The 16,141-nt window shown below is 62.0% G+C and carries 20 protein-coding genes and 1 pseudogene; 13 read left to right on the top strand and 8 right to left on the bottom strand.

Features of this window, described 5'->3' with window-relative positions:
* Positions 1 to 77 precede the first annotated feature (77 nt).
* Positions 78 to 926, top strand: a complete 849-nt coding sequence (cysE, locus tag ACHMW7_RS19105; RefSeq protein ID WP_395447109.1) for a serine O-acetyltransferase — start codon at positions 78 to 80, stop codon at positions 924 to 926.
* A 133-nt stretch (positions 927 to 1,059) separates the two neighbouring features.
* Entirely contained in the window at positions 1,060 to 1,263 is a 204-nt protein-coding gene (locus tag ACHMW7_RS19100; protein WP_055970710.1) for a DUF3126 family protein, read from the top strand.
* Positions 1,264 to 1,308: 45 nt separating this feature from the next.
* On the opposite strand, the gene ACHMW7_RS19095 is transcribed toward ACHMW7_RS19100, so the two are convergent.
* Positions 1,309 to 2,034: a hypothetical protein gene (locus ACHMW7_RS19095; protein WP_395447108.1), complete on the bottom strand. Its 726-nt coding sequence runs from the start codon at positions 2,032 to 2,034 to the stop codon at positions 1,309 to 1,311.
* Between the two features lie 210 nt (positions 2,035 to 2,244).
* Here ACHMW7_RS19095 and ACHMW7_RS19090 point away from each other — a divergent pair, with 210 nt between their 5' ends.
* Complete coding sequence (locus ACHMW7_RS19090) at positions 2,245 to 2,778, top strand: gamma carbonic anhydrase family protein (RefSeq protein WP_395447107.1); 534 nt, start codon at positions 2,245 to 2,247, stop codon at positions 2,776 to 2,778.
* 217 nt (positions 2,779 to 2,995) lie between these two features.
* Here the strand turns inward: ACHMW7_RS19090 and ACHMW7_RS19085 are convergent, their stop codons facing one another.
* The 3 genes from ACHMW7_RS19085 to ACHMW7_RS19075 all read right to left on the bottom strand — a co-directional run bounded on the left by ACHMW7_RS19085 (position 2,996) and on the right by ACHMW7_RS19075 (position 5,512).
* Positions 2,996 to 3,601: a transglutaminase-like cysteine peptidase gene (locus ACHMW7_RS19085; protein WP_395447106.1), complete on the bottom strand. Its 606-nt coding sequence runs from the start codon at positions 3,599 to 3,601 to the stop codon at positions 2,996 to 2,998.
* 537 nt (positions 3,602 to 4,138) lie between these two features.
* Entirely contained in the window at positions 4,139 to 4,756 is a 618-nt protein-coding gene (locus tag ACHMW7_RS19080; RefSeq protein WP_395447105.1) for a PilZ domain-containing protein, read from the bottom strand.
* A gap of 117 nt (positions 4,757 to 4,873) precedes the next feature.
* Positions 4,874 to 5,512, bottom strand: a complete 639-nt coding sequence (locus tag ACHMW7_RS19075) for a PAS domain-containing protein (protein ID WP_395447104.1) — start codon at positions 5,510 to 5,512, stop codon at positions 4,874 to 4,876.
* A gap of 381 nt (positions 5,513 to 5,893) precedes the next feature.
* Between ACHMW7_RS19075 and ACHMW7_RS19070 the strand changes: the two genes are divergently transcribed.
* Positions 5,894 to 6,628 (top strand): rhomboid family intramembrane serine protease, encoded by a 735-nt coding sequence (locus ACHMW7_RS19070; RefSeq protein WP_395447103.1) that lies wholly within the window; start codon positions 5,894 to 5,896, stop codon positions 6,626 to 6,628.
* A gap of 102 nt (positions 6,629 to 6,730) precedes the next feature.
* Positions 6,731 to 7,162 carry a CBS domain-containing protein gene (locus ACHMW7_RS19065; protein WP_395447102.1) on the top strand — a complete coding sequence of 144 codons (432 nt, stop codon included), beginning with the start codon at positions 6,731 to 6,733 and terminating at the stop codon, positions 7,160 to 7,162.
* Between the two features lie 50 nt (positions 7,163 to 7,212).
* Here ACHMW7_RS19065 and ACHMW7_RS19060 read toward each other — a convergent pair whose 3' ends face one another.
* Positions 7,213 to 7,470, bottom strand: a complete 258-nt coding sequence (locus ACHMW7_RS19060; protein WP_395447101.1) for a YjhX family toxin — start codon at positions 7,468 to 7,470, stop codon at positions 7,213 to 7,215.
* 447 nt (positions 7,471 to 7,917) lie between these two features.
* On the opposite strand from ACHMW7_RS19060, the gene ACHMW7_RS19055 reads away from it, so the two are divergent.
* The 5 genes and pseudogenes from ACHMW7_RS19055 (at position 7,918) to ACHMW7_RS19035 (ending at position 12,154) form a co-directional block, all read left to right on the top strand.
* Positions 7,918 to 8,667 carry a MipA/OmpV family protein gene (locus ACHMW7_RS19055; RefSeq protein WP_395447100.1) on the top strand — a complete coding sequence of 250 codons (750 nt, stop codon included), beginning with the start codon at positions 7,918 to 7,920 and terminating at the stop codon, positions 8,665 to 8,667.
* Entirely contained in the window at positions 8,664 to 9,734 is a 1,071-nt protein-coding gene (locus tag ACHMW7_RS19050; protein ID WP_395447099.1) for a histidine kinase dimerization/phospho-acceptor domain-containing protein, read from the top strand. The genes ACHMW7_RS19055 and ACHMW7_RS19050 overlap by 4 nt, the downstream gene beginning before the upstream one ends.
* Positions 9,728 to 9,994, top strand: coding sequence for a sensor histidine kinase (locus ACHMW7_RS19045; RefSeq protein WP_395447098.1), 267 nt, complete (start codon positions 9,728 to 9,730; stop codon positions 9,992 to 9,994). Before ACHMW7_RS19050 ends, ACHMW7_RS19045 begins: the two co-directional genes overlap by 7 nt.
* Before the next feature lie 160 nt (positions 9,995 to 10,154).
* Positions 10,155 to 11,657, top strand: coding sequence for an Asp-tRNA(Asn)/Glu-tRNA(Gln) amidotransferase subunit GatB (gene gatB / locus ACHMW7_RS19040; protein WP_395447097.1), 1,503 nt, complete (start codon positions 10,155 to 10,157; stop codon positions 11,655 to 11,657).
* 4 nt (positions 11,658 to 11,661) lie between these two features.
* Positions 11,662 to 12,154 (top strand): annotated as a pseudogene (locus ACHMW7_RS19035) (GNAT family N-acetyltransferase).
* Positions 12,155 to 12,166: 12 nt separating this feature from the next.
* Here the strand turns inward: ACHMW7_RS19035 and panC are convergent.
* The 3 genes from panC to ACHMW7_RS19020 all read right to left on the bottom strand — a co-directional run bounded on the left by panC (position 12,167) and on the right by ACHMW7_RS19020 (position 14,460).
* The gene (panC, locus tag ACHMW7_RS19030) at positions 12,167 to 13,012 is read right to left on the bottom strand and encodes a pantoate--beta-alanine ligase (protein WP_395447096.1); all 846 of its coding nucleotides are present in this window, start codon (positions 13,010 to 13,012) and stop codon (positions 12,167 to 12,169) included.
* The gene (panB, locus tag ACHMW7_RS19025) at positions 13,009 to 13,845 is read right to left on the bottom strand and encodes a 3-methyl-2-oxobutanoate hydroxymethyltransferase (RefSeq protein ID WP_395447095.1); all 837 of its coding nucleotides are present in this window, start codon (positions 13,843 to 13,845) and stop codon (positions 13,009 to 13,011) included. The genes panC and panB overlap by 4 nt, the downstream gene beginning before the upstream one ends.
* A 132-nt stretch (positions 13,846 to 13,977) precedes the next feature.
* The gene (locus ACHMW7_RS19020; protein WP_395447094.1) at positions 13,978 to 14,460 is read right to left on the bottom strand and encodes a hypothetical protein; all 483 of its coding nucleotides are present in this window, start codon (positions 14,458 to 14,460) and stop codon (positions 13,978 to 13,980) included.
* Positions 14,461 to 14,617: 157 nt separating this feature from the next.
* Here ACHMW7_RS19020 and ACHMW7_RS19015 point away from each other — a divergent pair, with 157 nt between their 5' ends.
* The 3 genes from ACHMW7_RS19015 to ACHMW7_RS19005 all read left to right on the top strand — a co-directional run bounded on the left by ACHMW7_RS19015 (position 14,618) and on the right by ACHMW7_RS19005 (position 16,138).
* Complete coding sequence (locus ACHMW7_RS19015) at positions 14,618 to 15,016, top strand: NADH:ubiquinone oxidoreductase subunit NDUFA12 (RefSeq protein ID WP_395447093.1); 399 nt, start codon at positions 14,618 to 14,620, stop codon at positions 15,014 to 15,016.
* Between the two features lie 267 nt (positions 15,017 to 15,283).
* On the top strand, positions 15,284 to 15,694 hold the full coding sequence (locus ACHMW7_RS19010) for a DUF2155 domain-containing protein (RefSeq protein WP_395451371.1): 411 nt from the start codon (positions 15,284 to 15,286) through the stop codon (positions 15,692 to 15,694).
* A gap of 69 nt (positions 15,695 to 15,763) precedes the next feature.
* A complete protein-coding gene (locus tag ACHMW7_RS19005) occupies positions 15,764 to 16,138 on the top strand; it encodes a hypothetical protein (protein WP_395447092.1) in 375 nt (124 codons plus the stop codon).
* Positions 16,139 to 16,141: the final 3 nt, after the last annotated feature.

Below are 16,141 nucleotides of genomic sequence, written 5' to 3'. Positions count from 1 at the left end.
TTGAGTTCAATCGTGCTAGCATCTGGCTTATATGTCCCGCGCGGGATTGCACAAGCCGGCAGTGAACGGAGACGTCGATGAACACCATATCCGCTGCGCGCCCCAGCTCAGTGAAGCCGGTCGATCCGATTTGGAGATCGGTGCGCGACGAGGCGACGGATGCAGTAGCGGGCGACCCGCTGCTGGCGGCATTTCTGTACGCAACGATCCTCAACCAGGATACGCTTGAAGAGGCGGTGATCCATCGCCTGGCCGAGCGGCTGGCGCATCAGGATCTCGGTGCCGACCTCATCCGGCAGACTTTCTACGCCATGCTCGAAGACCGGCCGGACTGGAGCGACACCGTGCGCACCGATATCCAGGCCTATTACGACCGGGATCCTGCCTGCGACCGCTATTTGATGCCGGTGCTGTATTTCAAAGGCTTCCACGCCATCCAGACGCACCGCCTGGCGCACTGGCTGTGGAACCGTGGCCGCAAGGATTTCGCGCTCTATCTTCAGAGCCGCTCATCCTCGGTGTTCCAGACCGACATCAATCCGGCCGCGCGCATGGGCAAGGGCATCTTCATCGACCATGCCACCGGCCTTGTCGTCGGCGAAACCGCCGTCATCGAAGACGACGTCTCGATCCTGCATGGCGTGACGCTCGGCGGTACCGGCAAGTCGGGCGGCGACCGCCACCCCAAGATCCGCTACGGCGTGCTGATCGGCGCCGGCGCCAAGATCCTCGGCAATATCGAGGTCGGCCATTGCTCGAAGATCGCCGCCGGTTCGGTGGTGCTGTCGCCCGTGCCGCACAACAAGACGGTGGCAGGTGTTCCGGCACGTGTCGTTGGCGAAACCGGCTGCGACCGGCCATCGAGCCAGATGGACCAGTTGCTGCCGTCGCAGACCATGGATCACGTCGTCAGCTTCGATATCTGAAGCATGAAACCGCCGGCGCCCGTGATGCGGGCGTCGGGCGCGATTTGCGCGGGGTAAAACTGCGCGTCGCCTTTACATGGCCATGCTTGGCGTGTCAGAAGCGCGTCTCTTAATGACAAGCCGGAGAAGCCCGTTGAAGCCGGAAGAAATCAGAAAACTCGACGCCTATTTCAAGCGCCAGTTCCAGAACCCCACGCTTCAGGTCAAGGCGCGTCCTCGCAAGGACGACTCGGCCGAAGTCTATATCGGTGACGAATTCCTTGGCATCGTTTTCAAGGACGAAGACGACGGCGACTACAATTTCTCGATGGCGATTCTCGACATCGATCTGGCCTGATCTGTCGGTCAATCCCGACGCCGCGCGGCAAGAATCGCGCGGCCGTCACTTCACGTGCAGCATGGCATTCGTCTTGGCGACAACCGCCCGGTCAAGCGCACGCCACTCTCCCAAAAGCTCCCGCGGAAATCTGTAGGTCAGGCTCAGCTCCTTGCCGACGAAAACGTCGCGCTCGCAAGGTGCCAGCGATTCCTCGGCCTCGGCACCGCTCAGGCAGCGCGCGACGAATGCCGGCTCGCCGCTGCGCGAAGCAACCGCCAGCACCTCGTTGAGGTAGCCCGAATTTTCCGTGAAGCCGAACAGCGTCATGCCCTCGGGGCCAGGCACGCCCGGCTTGACGGTGAGCGCGTTGTAAATCGGCGCAAGGCGGCCGCTCATGTCGCGCGTCATCATGCGTGGTTCGAGGCTGAGGAAGACGATACGCTTTTGACCGTCGAGATTGTTGAAGGCCGGCCGTGCGGCCTCGCTGTAACCGTCCATCTCGGGCCAGCGCATATAGAGGTCGAGGCGGGCGGCAATGCCGTCGCGGCGGGCCTTTTCGAAACGGATCATGTTCGACGGCGCCGAAATGACATCGTTGCCGATGACGACCTCGCGTCGTGTGATGTCGTCGGTGTAGCCGGCCATGGCGATGGTGTGGCCGAACCAGCGGCCGCCGAAGCTGATCGCCACCGAGAGCACGGCAAGCACGGCCAAGCCGTAAAACACCTTCATCATCAGCGTCGAATCGAGAACCTCGAAACCGGAGCTTTCGGTCGCCTCTTGCTTCATGAGATGTCTCCAGGGTCGCCGGCGGCTCGTGTTTTGCGTCTGGCATCGGGCCATTTGCTGCGTCGGTGGCGTTCGCGTCCATGCGTTCAGGAGCCGATATCCGACCGACATTGCGCGGGCATGGTTAATGGCGCGTTAAGGGTGTGCCGTGCGCTTGCCTTGTCGTGGCGCGCTACATAGTTTGCGCGCACCAAAGAAGGGAATTTGACCATGCCACTTTATGCTCTCGACGGGGTCGAGCCGCAGTTCGAGGACCGCGCCAGCAGCTGGATCGCACCGGACGCTGCTGTGGTCGGCGATGTCAGGATCGGGCGCGATGTCGGCATCTGGTTCGGCTCTGCCATCCGTGGCGACCGCGAACCGATCACCATCGGCGCTGGCTCCAATGTCCAGGAGCATACGGTGATGCACACCGATCCAGGATTTCCGCTTGTTATCGGCGAGGGCTGCACCATCGGCCACAGGGCTATCCTGCATGGCTGCACGGTCGGCGACAATTCGCTGATCGGTATGGGCGCGATCGTGCTCAATGGTGCCAGGATCGGCCGGAACTGCCTGGTTGGTGCCGGAGCGCTGGTGACCGAAGGCAAGGAATTTCCCGACAATTCGCTGATTGTCGGCTCGCCCGCCAAGGTGATCCGCACGCTCGACGATGCTGCCGCAGAGCGGCTGCGCAAGTCGGCCGAGGACTATGTCGCGAACCAGCGGCGCTTCGGTGCCGGGCTCAAGAGGGTCGCGGACTGACAACAAGGCTTCCGCCAGAAAAGGCGGAGCCGGCCCGGGGACTTGGGCCGGCTCCTAGACCCGGTCGTTGGGGACGGGGAGGGTGGGGACGCGACCGGGTTTTCTCGCCTGTGCATGAACTCCGAAAAATCGGAATGATTTTCGAAAAGGATCATGCACCGCACCAAAGTGCTACAGCGTCCATTGCGCGCCTAAGCGGCGCGCGGCGCTGTAGAGCTCAGCGAACCGACGCGACGGCGTCGGCGCGGCCGTCATTGATCGCGATCCAGACGCCTGAATTCCGCTCCGACTGACGCTTCAGATAGGTGTATTCGGTCTCGTTCCAGGCCAGTACCCTGGTGTCGAGATTGTCGAGGATATATTCGCCGAGGCTGGTCCGCACGGTCAGCACCGCATGGCCTTCGCCATTGGGCTGACGCACCACCGTGATCAGCAGGTTGCCGGCGGCCACACCCAGCTCCATCAGCTGGCGGCGCTTTTCCAGCGCATAGTCTTCGCAGTCGCCCGCACCGCTGTCAGGATAGGACCAGACTTCTTCCTGGCCCCACATTTCCATGTCGGTACGCGGCGCAACGGCAGTGTTGACCTTGTCGTTGATGGCGATCATCGCCTTCCACAGGCTGCGGGTCAGTTCGACCGGGGCCTTGCTGGCGGTCTTTTCGCTGCACTCGATCGGCGAGCGCTTGCACAATTCATAGTGTCCGACCGGCTGGGTGGTGCGGCCGTTGGTCTGCATGACGGCAGGTGCCGCAAGCGCGGCGCTCATGGCGCCTGCCTGAATTGTCGTGGCCAGAAGCAGCAGCCATCCCCGACGCATGTTCATTTTCTTGTCTCCCCGTTTGAGGTGACAATGACAGGCTCGGATTTATTTGACGCAAAACTGCGAAGTAGATGTTGAGTAAAAACAAGAGAGAACTCGCATAAACAAAGAATATAATAAGAATAAAACTTGCGGAAAATTTGATTACAATTTTATCGAAATGGCGCGGTCACTGTGCGTGTCCGTTGGGGAGCGTCGGGCAGTGACTGTCGGTGAGCGGATTGGTGTTTTCAGGTGCTTTGGCGTGGGCAGTTGTTTTCGGCCGCCCGATGTGTGACCGCCACGGTCCATGTCGGGTGTGCCGGAATGGAGCAGCGGCCAGGTGCCTAAACCGGGATCTGTCTTGTTTTGGTGTTTCGATGTTCGGGCGCTTCAATCAAGCGGAAATGCCCGGTGCCGCTGGCACTTTGCCGTGCAAGGCACCGGCCAGCCGGCCAGAGGGACCGAGATGGGAGCATGTTTCATCGAACGCGGACGCAAGCGCCCCGACCTCCAAGGGAGGTCAGGCAAAAGCTTGTTGTGTGGAGCTATGGGCTGCCCTCAGGTGCGCGGGCGGTTGAACTCGGTGTCGAGCGATTCCGGGCGCTGGATGACGGCGAATTCGATGGCGACGCCATCTTCGAAATGGCGCACGATCTGGCCGCGCATGGTGCCGAGTGTGACCTGGACGCCGATCGCCGGCTTGACCTCGATCTCGATGGCGGCACCCGAAAGCGACAGGTCGATGATGCGGCAGGGATACTGCCTGCCATCCATGAGTTGCAGCGCGCTGACCGGGTTGCGCGGCGCGACACGCTCGTGACGGCGGTCTTCCGGCAGGTCGAGCTCGTGCTTGTTGGCAAGCCAGGTCAGCTGTGCGGCGAGCTTGTCTTTCTTGCGGTCCGACGCGATGACCGTCATTGCGAAGCCATCCGGCAAGGTGCGGGTGATGACGCCTTCGACACGGCCGATATGGTCGATATAGGCGATGACCTTTTCGCCGGCAGCGCCCGAACGATCGGTGCGGAAGGCGACGTTGCCGGGCGACATGTCGACGACCTGGCCGGCATGCTCGGTACGATCCTCAAGCATGAAGCGGCCATAGATCTTGACGCGGACGCGCTGGAAGTTGCGCCGCTCCGCCCGTGACGGCGCGTAGTCAATCGCCGCTGGCCTCATGTTACCCTCATATTTGCAAACTCCCACCGAACCGCATCGGGGAGCCATTGCGGGAAACTACCGCCAAACAGGTTAATAAAACGCCTAGCGGCAACCGTTACGCAAGGCCTGCGGGCACTATTCTTCGCGCCCGCCTTCGAGGACGAACAAATGGCGTATACGACGCGCGCCGTCGAGTGGGTTGGGCTCGCCTTCCAGCGCTGCGTCGCTTGGCGCCAGCGACGGCACCGAGACCGCTGGCCGGTTCCTGAGGAACATCGGCTCGAGATCTGGGTCGACAACGCGCACGCTCTCGATGGAGGCGTCGGTGAGCGGATCGGAACCGAGCCAGAACGGTCGGTCGACGCTCGACAGCACGCCCAGGCTGCGTGGGTTTTCGATGCCCCCGTCGAGCGGCAAAAGCAGCATCTCGAAGGTTGTCGCGCGCAGGCTCGAGGTGAAGCCTTCGAAATTGATGACAACCACCGATTTCTGCTGGAACACGCCATAGGCAAGGCGGGCCATCAGCCGCTGGTCCTTCTGGCGCCACAGCGAGGGAAACGAAAAGCCCTTGAGCTCGCGACCGAAGGTGGCGCACAGCCGGGTGCCGGCGAGGCGGAAGACGGCTTCGCCGCGCGCGTCGCGCTCGAGGATGAAAGTATCGGCAAGCAGGGCCTTGATGTCGGCTGGTTCGACTTCGGTGCGCTTGGGCGCGGGCCTGCCGTCGCGAAGGCGGTTCCAATATTGGAACAGTGCCAGCGATCCTTTCTGTTTCATATTGCTCCGCTCCGAGCGTTTCTGCGCCTGATGTGCCATCGTTGGACAGAATCGCTTCAATCTTGAGGACTACATGAGGCGCGGAGCAGGACGCGTGCCAGTCTCAGTAACAGTTGTTAACGGGTCGGGATCGTTAAGGTTAACAAAGGGTTTACGTTGCCGTGTCGGGGGGATCCGTGGCACGTTCAATTCACTCAATGAAGTGGCCGCGGCAGGCGCGGTCGGCAGCACTTCAGTCAAGAGTTTTTGGGGGCGGGCAAGGGGGCTCGACCAGCCGTCCGGGGGAAACCCTGGGCGGCTTTCTTTTTTGCGCTTTCGCCCTGGCTGTTCTAGATGGGGCGAGGCTGGCGCATGCCGGACCAAAAACCGGACCAGAAGCGCATGAGCGAACCTGCTAGCCCCATCGACAATACCAACGACCTCGTCGAGGCGGTGCCCGAGCGGCGCGAGCCGATATTCAATCTGCCTGGCATCGTCATTGCGGTTATCGCTGCATGCGTTGTGGTTCACCTCATCCGCGTCTACCTGCTCAGCCCGAGCCAGGATTTTGCCCTGCTCGTGCGGGCTGCATTCATCCCGATCCGCTACTCCGGGCAATACGATCTCGACGTCTGGGCCTTCACCAGCCCGCTGACCTACGCCTTCCTGCATGGCGGTTTCGCCCATCTGATCATCAATATGGTGTGGCTTGCAGCGTTTGGTTCGCCGCTCGCCAACCGCCTCGGGATCGCGCGCTTCTCGACCTTCTTTGCCGTCACGTCGCTGGCGGCGGTGGCGCTGCATTATGTACTTCATTCGATGGACCAGGCGCCGCTGGTCGGAGCTTCCGGTGCGATTTCAGGCATGATGGGTGCTGCTGCGCGCTTCAGCTTCCAGATCGACCGGTCGCAGGGCAAGCCGGCTTTCTCAGGTGCGCCGCTGCCGATCCGCGACGTTTTCCGCTCACGTACGGCGATAACGTTCCTGGGGGTGTGGATGGTCATCAACCTAGTCACCGGACTTGTCGGTTTTACCCCTGGCGTCGATAACCAGATCGCCTGGGAAGCCCATATTGGCGGCTTTCTGGCAGGCTTTCTGGGGATCAGGTTTTTCGACCGCAGAGCCCAATTCGCCTGAGCGCGTTTTACTTGAAAAGCTGCCCAATGCAGCGCACGATGCAGTTGGCCCGATGGGCCCGCATGGAGTGATTTGACTGATCGACAGCAGCAGGAGGCCACAATGACTGTGAAGGCAATTCTCGAAAAGAAGGGCCACGACGTTTTTACCATTGGGCCCAATGTACAGCTGTCGGAAGCAGTTCGCATTCTTGCCGAACATCGCATCGGTGCGCTTGTCGTGACCAATGGCGACCGCAAGATTGTCGGCATCCTGTCCGAGCGCGACGTCGTTCGCATCATCGGCAAGGAAGGCGGCGCCGCCCTTGAAAAGACTGTGCGCGAGGTGATGACCCCCAAGGTCAAGATCTGCAACGAGAACCATACGGTCAATCAGGTCATGGAGATCATGACCGTCGGCCGCTTCCGCCATTTGCCGGTCGAGCGCGACGGCTATCTCTACGGCATCGTGTCGATCGGTGACGTCGTCAAGCGCCGCATCGAGGATGTCGAGCGCGAGGCGGAAGAGATCAAGGCATACATCGCCACAGCCTGACACAGTGAGTTGAGACGCCGGACCCGTACAAACGGACCCGGCGTTGTTCGTTATCTATTGTCGAGTTCCGGGCGGACCAGTTTCAGCCCGACCCTGGTGATGCGGTAGGGCCCGCCTTGCGACGAGGCGACTGCCTTTTTTCGCCTCAGCTTCCTGAAAAGATCGAGATCGAAATCCGGATATTGCCAGCCGTCGCGGGTGAGGCAGATGACCGCTTCGATCTTGTTGTTGTCGTCTTTTTCGATTTCGATCCGCCCGCCCTGGGCGAGCAGGTGCAGGATGCGCTGCTCTATGCGCGATATGTTCATGGGTGGATGAGTCCTGGAAAACCTGACTGCAACAGCAACGCGTTGAAGCAGCCAAAACAAAAAGCCGCCGCCACGATTGCTCGCGGCACGGGGTTTCTGGTTTTCACGCCCCGCCTTCAGGAGAAGGTCGGGGCTTTAGCGGGACTCAGACAAGTTAAACATCCACACTCCATCGGGATGGTTCCGATATAGCGAGCAACCTGGCGAAGTGCCAGCCCGCGGAGGCAGACGCTCGCGCGCGTTGCATGGCGGCCACACCGCGACGGCTCCAGGGCCAGCAACAAAAACTTAACATTACTTCACACCGGCCGCTGTCTCGAACTGGGATGAGTGATGCCGCTGGGGTCGTCGCCTGGCGGGCGAGGGGCGCTCACATCTCACGGCTTTGGAGTGTGCATGTTCGCGAAAATGGGTTTTGCAACGATTGTCTTCAGGACATCGTTGGCCATGGCTTTCGGCTCTTGGGGATTTTCCGCAGCGCCTGCCGCCGATGCGGCATCCGAGGGGCAACTGGCCGCCGTCCCCAATTCCAGCCGCTTCGGGCGCATCGGCGAGAAGCTGGCGGAATGGCATGTCGTTGTCGGCGGCGGTGCAATGATCCAGCCGGAATATGAGGGGTCCGACGAGTTCAAGATCACACCGGTGCCCTTCGTCTCGGCGACGTTGTTCGACACGCTGACCATTGACCCCACCGGTGCGACGCTGGAGCTCTTCGAGCGCGATGCCTTCAAGCTCAGCGCGCGGCTTGGCTACGAACTGGGCCGGCAGGAAGACGACTCCGACCATCTCAGGGGCATGGGCGATATCGATTTTGGCGCCGCCGTTGGGGCAAAAGCTGCCGTTCAGTTCGGTTCGGTCGAGCTTTTTGCGCTGCTCGACAAGACCATTGGCGGCAGCGAAGGCCTTGTCGGCAGGGTCGGGCTCGAGGTGACGCAGCCGGTTTCGGAAAGGCTCATTCTTGGCGCTTCGGCCTCCGCAGTGGTTGCCGACGAGAACCACATGCAGGCCTATTTCGGCGTCAGCGCCGAACAGGCGACACGTTCGGGGCTGGCGCGGTACGATGCCAGTGCCGAACGCAGCATCGACGTCCATGTCAGCCGGCTGCGCCAGAAGATCGAGAAGGACGCGCGTGACCCGGTTCTGCTCAAGACGGTGCGGCTCGGCGGCTTGTTCACCGCCACGGTGGAAGAGGCATGAAAGCGGTGCATCGCCGCTTGGTTCCGCCATCGCTGCGCGGCCAGCTGATGGCGATCATCATGGTGGCGATGCTCGTCGTTATCGTCATCGGCTCGGCCTTCGAGAGGATCACCAATTCCGACTACGTGCCCGACATGGAGATCATCGCCGAACGTGCCGGCGTGGTCGCGGCCATGTTGCGCCAGGCGCCGCCTGATGAAAGAGGCGCAGTTCTCAAGGGCGCGAACGATGCCGGGCTGGATTTCCAGTTGTTGAGCCGCGAGCAGGTCGACCGCACGTCTTCGCCGCAGCAGCGTACGGCGCTCGGGCGCATCATCGCAGTGCTGTTTCCTCCCGACAGGGCGCCGCCGCTCGGCGGTCGCTGGCTGCTGGTCGCAGGCCAGCCGGCGCTTGTCTTCGAGCTGGACCACCAGACGGCGGCGGCACTATTCGGCGCACCCGATACCGTGCTGACGTCACAATTCGTCGGCCCCGCCACCTATTACCTGCTGGCATTGGTCGTACTGTTTGTCTTGTTTTCGTTCTTCGCCGTGTGGGCGGTGACCGATCCGTTGAAACGGATTTCGGCTGCGGTGGCGTCGGCGGAGATCGACAATGGCGACGAGCTGTTCGTCGAGCGCGGTTCGATCGAAATGGTCGGCCTGGCGCGTGCGCTGAACAAGATGCGGGCGCGCATTCGCACCATGATCGACAATCGCACGCGCATGCTGCGCAGCGTCAGCCACGACCTGCGCACACCGCTGACACGCCTGCGCCTGCGCGCCGAGCGTATGGACGACAGTGTGCTGCGCGGCGCCATGCTGTCCGACATCAACCATATCGAAGGGTTGATCGACGAGACGCTGACCTATCTGCGCAACGATGTCTCGACGGAGGAATTGCAGCGCGCCGATATCGCCAGCGTATTGCAGACAGTGTGCGCCGAATTCTCCGATGTCGGGTTTTCAGTTTCCTACACCGGGCCCGACCGGCTGCCCGGCTGGTGCAAGCCGAACGCTTTGGCGCGTGCGATCACCACCTCTGCGACAACGGCGTCAAATTCGCACCCAATGTCGAGGTCGTGCTGACCGCGACCGACGAGGCGGCTTTCATCAAGGTCAATGACAACGGGCCGGGCATCCCCGAAACCGTGCGGGCGCGCGTCTTCGAACCCTTCTACAAGGTCGACGCATCACGCGGGGCGAACGCCAAGCGTGGCTTCGGTCTTGGCCTGTCGATCGTCGCAGACATCGTGCATGGCCATGGCGGCAAGATCGTGCTCGATGAAAACAGGCCGACCGGACTTGTGGTCAAGGTCGACCTGCCGAGAGGCCTTGTCGCGGCCTAGGCAATTCGCTCAATGATGGGTTGGAAACGCAGGGCTGAGCGTCGGCCAAGCAGGCAACGCTTGCCTCGCTTGGCTGTTTGCACTAGCGAAGGCGCACACTAAACTATGCGTTTCGTACCTTCTCGATCCGCATCTTCTCGATCCAATGACGCAGGCCGCCATGACCCTCATCGATACCCGCACGCCCGACGCCAAGCGCTTCATTCCCGGTGCCACTGGTGACTGGGAAGTCATCATCGGCCTGGAGGTCCATGCCCAGGTGACGTCGAACGCAAAGCTGTTTTCGGGTGCTTCGACGGCGTTCGGCGCCGAGCCCAATGCCAATGTCAGCCTTGTCGATGCAGCGATGCCCGGCATGCTGCCCGTCATCAACGAGGAATGCGTCAAGCAGGCGATCCGCACCGGCCTCGGCCTCAAGGCGCAGATCAACCACAAGTCCGTGTTCGACCGGAAGAACTACTTCTATCCCGATCTGCCGCAGGGCTACCAGATCTCGCAGTTCAAGCAGCCGATCGTCGGCGAGGGCAAGATGATCATTTCGGTCGGGCCTGACCGCAAGGGCGAGTTCGAGGACATCGAGATCGGCATCGAGCGCCTGCATCTCGAGCAGGACGCCGGCAAGTCGATCCATGACCAGCATCCGACGATGTCATATGTCGACCTCAACCGCTCTGGCGTGGCGCTGATGGAGATCGTCTCCAAGCCCGACATGCGCTCGTCGGATGAGGCCAAGGCCTATGTCACTAAGCTGCGCACCATCGTGCGTTATCTCGGCACCTGCGACGGCAACATGGATGAAGGCTCGATGCGCGCCGACGTCAACGTGTCGGTGCGCCGTCCCGGCGGCGAGTTCGGCACGCGCTGCGAGATCAAGAACGTCAACTCGATCCGCTTCGTTGGCCAGGCCATCGAATACGAGGCGCGGCGCCAGATCGCCATTCTCGAGGATGGCGGCAAGATCGACCAGGAGACGCGGCTGTTCGACCCCAACAAGGGCGAGACGCGCGCGATGCGCTCGAAGGAAGAGGCACACGACTATCGCTACTTCCCCGATCCGGACCTTCTGCCGCTCGAATTCGACCAGGCCTATGTCGATGACCTCGCCAAGGACCTGCCGGAATTGCCAGACGACAAGAAGGCGCGGCTGGTCACCAGCCTCGGCCTGTCGGTCTATGACGCCTCGATCCTGGTCTCGGAAAAGGCGATTGCCGACTATTTCGAGAAGGTGGCCGCTGGCCGCGACGGCAAGCTTGCCGCCAACTGGGTCATCAACGACCTGCTCGGCGCCTTGAACAAGGCCGGCAAGGATATTGAAAACGCGCCGGTTTCTCCTGATCAGCTGGGTGCCGTGATCGACCTGATCAAGGAAGGCACGATCTCCGGCAAGATCGCCAAGGACCTGTTCGAAATCGTCTGGAACGAGGGTGGCGACCCGCGTGAACTGGTCGAAAGCCGCGGCATGAAGCAGGTGACCGATACTGGCGCCATCGAAAAGGCCGTCGACGACGTCATCGCCGCCAACCCTGACAAGGCCGAGCAGGCGCGGGCCAAGCCGACAATGGCCGGCTGGTTCGTCGGCCAGGTGATGAAGATGACGGGCGGCAAGGCCAACCCGCAGGCGGTCAACGACCTGGTCAAGGCCAAGCTCGGCATCGAGGAATAGGCCGATGTTTGTCCGCACGGCGAGCGAGCGCGACCTTGAGACGATCAAGGCGCTGCTCGTCGAGACGTGGCACGCGACCTACGACACCATCTACGGCGTCGAGCGGGTCAATGAGATCACCACCGAATGGCATTCGGTGGCAGCGCTCAAGGCGAGGCTGACGAGGCCGAATTCCGAGTTCCTGGTTGCCGACGACGGCAAGAAGATTGCCGGCATGGTTTTTGCCGCTGCGACCAGCGACGGCAAGGTGCTGGTGCTGCATCAGATCTACGTTCGCCCCGGGAACCAGCGCGCGGGGATCGGTAGGCTGTTGCTCGACGAGATCGAGCAGAGTTTTCCCCGAAGCACGGACAATGCGTGTCGAAGTTGAAGAGGCCAATGCGCCGGCGCTGGCCTTTTATGCCGCCAGCGGCTTCGCGCGTGCCGGCGAGACCGCCAATTGCGGTGCCGACCAATCCGGCATTCCGGCGCTGATCTTCGAAAAGAAGCTGGGCTAGATCAGGCCAAACCTAGCTGGCTGTAATCTCGACATTGTCGATGAGCCGCGTCTTGCCGAGGCGGGCCGCAACGAGCACGCGGCCGTCGCGGTCTCTTTGCCATGGCGCCAACGTGTCGCTTTGCCGTGCCTCGACATAGTCGACGACATCGAAACCGGCATTGAGGATCTGCTGGCGCGCCGCTGTCATCGTCGCCTGTTCGTCGGCGCCTGACTGAAGGGCGGAAGCGGCCTTGCGCACCACCTTGTTGAGCTGTTGCGCGACCGCCAGTTCAGTTGCGCTGAGATAGGCATTGCGCGACGACATGGCGAGGCCCTCGGCGTCGCGGATCGTCGGCGAACCCAGCACCTCGACAGCCAGGTCGAGGTCGCGGCACAGCTTCTTGACGACGCAAAGCTGCTGGTAATCCTTCTCGCCGAAGACGGCGAGGTCAGGCGCGGCCTGGATGAAGAGCTTGCCAACGACAGTGGCGACACCGTCGAAGAAGGCCGGGCGGAAGGCGGTTTCGAGGCCAGCGGACGGGCCGCCGACAGAGATCGAGGTGGCAAAGCCTTGCGGGTAGACCTCATCTACGCCGGGTGTGAAGGCGAGGTGGACGCCGGCCTTTTCCAGCCTGTCGAGGTCAAGCGCCAACTGGCGCGGATACTGGTCGAGGTCTTCCGTCGGCGCGAACTGGCGCGGGTTGACGAAGATCGACACGACGCAGCGGTCGGCCCGCTTGAGCGCTGCGCGCATCAGCGAGACATGGCCGTCATGCAGCGCGCCCATTGTCGGCACCAGCGCGACCTTGAGGCCTTCGGCACGCCATGCCCGTACCTGCGCACGGAGGGCGGCGATGGTTTCGACGACAATGGTCATGCCTTGTCCTTGCTCAAGGAAAACAGATGCTCGGGGGCGGGGAAGGCGCGGCTGCGGACGTCCCTGGCGTAGGCCGCCGCGGCGTTGGAAACGAGGTCACGCAGCACGGCGTATTCCTTGACGAATTTTGGCACCCGATCGACGGTCAGGCCGATGGCGTCGTCGATGACGAGGATCTGGCCGTCGCAGGCGGCACTGGCGCCGATACCGACAGTCGGGATCGAAATGCGCCGGGTGATTTCGGCTGCCACCGGCTCGACAGTGCCTTCGATGACGACCGAAAACGCACCTGATGCTTCGACGGCCCTGGCGTCGGCGTAAAGCGCCTCGGCGTTGGCCTCCGAGCGGCCCTTGATCTTGTAGCCGCCTTCCTTTTCGACCGACTGCGGCAACAGCCCGATATGGCCCATGACGGGAATGCCTGATGCAACGATGGCAGCGATCTGCGCGGCGATGGCGACACCGCCTTCGAGCTTGACCGCATCGCAGCCGGTTTCGCGCATGATGCGGCTGGCAGAAGTGACGGCGTTTTCGACATTGTCCTCGTAGCTGCCGGCGGGCATGTCGACGACGACGCAGGCACGGCACGAGCCGCGCATCACCGCCTGGCCGTGGGCGACCATCATGTCCATCGTCGCGCCGAGTGTATTTGCATGACCGTGCAGCACCATGGCGACGCTGTCGCCGACGAGCAGAAGATCGACATGCGGGTCGAGCAGACGGGCGATGGGATAGGTGTAGGCGGTGAGACAGACGATGGGCTCGCCGCCCTTGCGGGCCAACAGATCGGCGGGCGTGATGCGGCCGGCAGCCGCAGGCGCGTCAGAAGCCATGTCTTTTCCTCCCTCGACGGTTCCAGCCAAAGCCGGTCCGAGAGCCCAACGGGCCGGATTCCATTACGGACCGGCCAAACATTTTGCAAGTGCGAGATGAAGGCGTGAGCAGATGCGAGATGGCATCGTCCATCAGGACGAGTGGTGCGGTGCCTCTTCCTGCGCCAGACGCCTGATGTAGACGGCAAACTCCGGGTCTTCGCCGGGCAGAAGCTGGGGCAGGGCGTTGCGAAAATCCGCGCGCCGGCACCATTCGCGCATGAAATCCTCCCAAGAGGCCCAGCGGCGGCGCTTGCGTTCGGGCATGTCGGGCTCATAGGCGACGAGATAGGCGCGCTCGAACAGGGCAATCAGGATGGCAAACATCGCCAGCAGGCGGTCGCGCTGCTCGCCGGTGAGATTGACGGTCGCATCCTGTGACTGGAGCCTGAGGTCGGAGTGGCCGAGCGACAGCTTGAGGAAGTCGGTGTAGCCGTCGGAGAGCATCTGGTAGATTTCTTCTTCCTCGTTTACGCGCTCCTTGCGCTGTTCGAAGACGAAAAAGAAGATGGCGAGCGGCAAGCCGAAGATCGTCACCAGCATGCTCAGCATTTCAAGGATTTGCATGAAGGACATGGTTGCGGTCCGATTTGACGCTCACGGCGAACAGTAGGTGTTGATTGATCGTCTGCCAATCGTCGCAGGTGGCAAGTTGCGCCTTCTAAACTCTTGCCTTCGCGCCAGCCTGACGCCATAAGCAGGAGACTTTCGACGCGCCTGCCGCGAGGATCCGATGAAGAAATTCCTTGTCCAGTTTTTCACTTGGTGGAACGGCCAGACCCTTGGCACGCGTTTCCACACCTGGCGCAAAGGCACCAAGGTGGGCCAGGACGAATTCGGCAACGTCTATTACGAAGGCGGCAAGGACTCCGAGGGACGTACCCGCCGCTGGGTGATCTACAAGGGCTATTCGGAAGCTTCGATGATTCCGCCCGGCTGGCACGGCTGGATGCACCATCGCGTCGATGTGGCACCGCCGAGCGACAACTACATTCCGCGCGACTGGCAGAAGGCGCATCAGCCGAACCTGACCGGTACTGGCGGCGCCTACCGCCCGAAGGGCTCGGTGCTGGGCAACACGCATCGCCCGCAGGTTACCGGCGACTACGACGCCTGGACGCCCGGCGCATAAGACAGCTCAACGGCGCGGACATTTGTCGCCACAATTGGCGGCTAACTCCTTGCCCATTGGCGTCAGGCGATTAGCTTTGGCGCGTGGGAATCAGCGAGTGGGACACACTCCGGGCGCAACGGCGGTAACGACTGAATGACACTTCCTGGCCGGTTTCCGTCGAGCGGACGATCGAAGGCGAAAGCCTTGCTTGTGGCCGCTGCTTTGTGCGCCGGCGCTGGTCAGGCTTTGGCGCAGGTCGAAACCCAGCCTTTGCCTGACATCCAGATCCAGCCCGACGCCCAGCCGCAGCCGGAGACCCAGCAGGCGCAGCCGCAGGCCGCAGCGCAGCCCCAGCGCATCAAGAACCCGATCGCCGAGTTTGCCGGCATCGACAAGATCACCGGCCGCATCATCACCTTCGACGTCTATGTCGACGAGACCGTGCAGTTCGGCGCGCTGCAGGTCACGCCACGCGTCTGCTACTCCAGGCCGGAAAACGAAGAGCCGAAGACGGATTCCTTCGTCGAGGTCGACGAGATCACGCTCGACCGCAAGATCAGGCGCATCTTCACCGGCTGGATGTTTGCCGAAAGCCCGGGCCTCAACGCTGTCGAGCACGCCGTCTATGACGTCTGGCTGAAGGCCTGCAAGCAGAAGTCGGACGTGCCGGCGCCGGAAGCTGCCAAGACCAACTGATCCTTTTTCGGAACTGCATCGGGTCCTTGACGTTTGTCGTTGTGAACAACGCAGCCGGAGGATCGCGCCGTGACCGTCAACCGTGACGAACTTCTCGAACTTGAACGGGAATTCTGGACCGGCAATCAGGAGTTCTTTGCCGAAAACGCCGACAGGGAATGTCTTGTCGCCTTTCCCGACATGGCCGGCGTGATGAGCAACGCCGATCTGGCCGCGACAGCCAAGACGCCGAATCGCTGGCGCAACCTCGAGATGAAGCTGCAAGGCATCGTCGAGCCGGGCAGCGACATCGTCATGCTGACCTATGAGGCCAAGGCGATCCGCGACAATGGCGAGCCCTATCAGGCGCTGGTCAGTACCGGCTATGTCCATCGCCTGCAGGGCTGGAAGATGATGTTCCATGCCCAGACGCCGATAACGAACGTCGCACAGAAGAAGAGCTAGCCT

It is taken from the genome of Aminobacter sp. UC22_36 (genome assembly GCF_044056035.1).
Taxonomy (GTDB): Bacteria; Pseudomonadota; Alphaproteobacteria; order Rhizobiales; family Rhizobiaceae; genus Aminobacter.
This window is presented reverse-complemented; position numbering and strand designations above follow the sequence as displayed.

What these genes read in the sequence shown, in the direction of transcription:
- ACHMW7_RS19050 (WP_395447099.1), top strand. Translation starts at nt 8,664, where the DNA reads ATGAAAGCGGTGCATCGCCGCTTGGTTCCGCCATCGCTGCGCGGCCAG.
- panB (WP_395447095.1), bottom strand. Translation starts at nt 13,845, where the DNA reads ATGGCTTCTGACGCGCCTGCGGCTGCCGGCCGCATCACGCCCGCCGAT.
- ACHMW7_RS19080 (WP_395447105.1), bottom strand. Translation starts at nt 4,756, where the DNA reads ATGAGGCCAGCGGCGATTGACTACGCGCCGTCACGGGCGGAGCGGCGC.
- ACHMW7_RS19090 (WP_395447107.1), top strand. Translation starts at nt 2,245, where the DNA reads ATGCCACTTTATGCTCTCGACGGGGTCGAGCCGCAGTTCGAGGACCGC.
- ACHMW7_RS19015 (WP_395447093.1), top strand. Translation starts at nt 14,618, where the DNA reads ATGAAGAAATTCCTTGTCCAGTTTTTCACTTGGTGGAACGGCCAGACC.
- cysE (WP_395447109.1), top strand. Translation starts at nt 78, where the DNA reads ATGAACACCATATCCGCTGCGCGCCCCAGCTCAGTGAAGCCGGTCGAT.
- ACHMW7_RS19060 (WP_395447101.1), bottom strand. Translation starts at nt 7,470, where the DNA reads ATGAACATATCGCGCATAGAGCAGCGCATCCTGCACCTGCTCGCCCAG.
- ACHMW7_RS19075 (WP_395447104.1), bottom strand. Translation starts at nt 5,512, where the DNA reads ATGAAACAGAAAGGATCGCTGGCACTGTTCCAATATTGGAACCGCCTT.
- gatB (WP_395447097.1), top strand. Translation starts at nt 10,155, where the DNA reads ATGACCCTCATCGATACCCGCACGCCCGACGCCAAGCGCTTCATTCCC.
- ACHMW7_RS19065 (WP_395447102.1), top strand. Translation starts at nt 6,731, where the DNA reads ATGACTGTGAAGGCAATTCTCGAAAAGAAGGGCCACGACGTTTTTACC.
- ACHMW7_RS19070 (WP_395447103.1), top strand. Translation starts at nt 5,894, where the DNA reads ATGAGCGAACCTGCTAGCCCCATCGACAATACCAACGACCTCGTCGAG.
- ACHMW7_RS19095 (WP_395447108.1), bottom strand. Translation starts at nt 2,034, where the DNA reads ATGAAGCAAGAGGCGACCGAAAGCTCCGGTTTCGAGGTTCTCGATTCG.
- panC (WP_395447096.1), bottom strand. Translation starts at nt 13,012, where the DNA reads ATGACCATTGTCGTCGAAACCATCGCCGCCCTCCGTGCGCAGGTACGG.
- ACHMW7_RS19055 (WP_395447100.1), top strand. Translation starts at nt 7,918, where the DNA reads ATGGCTTTCGGCTCTTGGGGATTTTCCGCAGCGCCTGCCGCCGATGCG.
- ACHMW7_RS19085 (WP_395447106.1), bottom strand. Translation starts at nt 3,601, where the DNA reads ATGAACATGCGTCGGGGATGGCTGCTGCTTCTGGCCACGACAATTCAG.
- ACHMW7_RS19020 (WP_395447094.1), bottom strand. Translation starts at nt 14,460, where the DNA reads ATGTCCTTCATGCAAATCCTTGAAATGCTGAGCATGCTGGTGACGATC.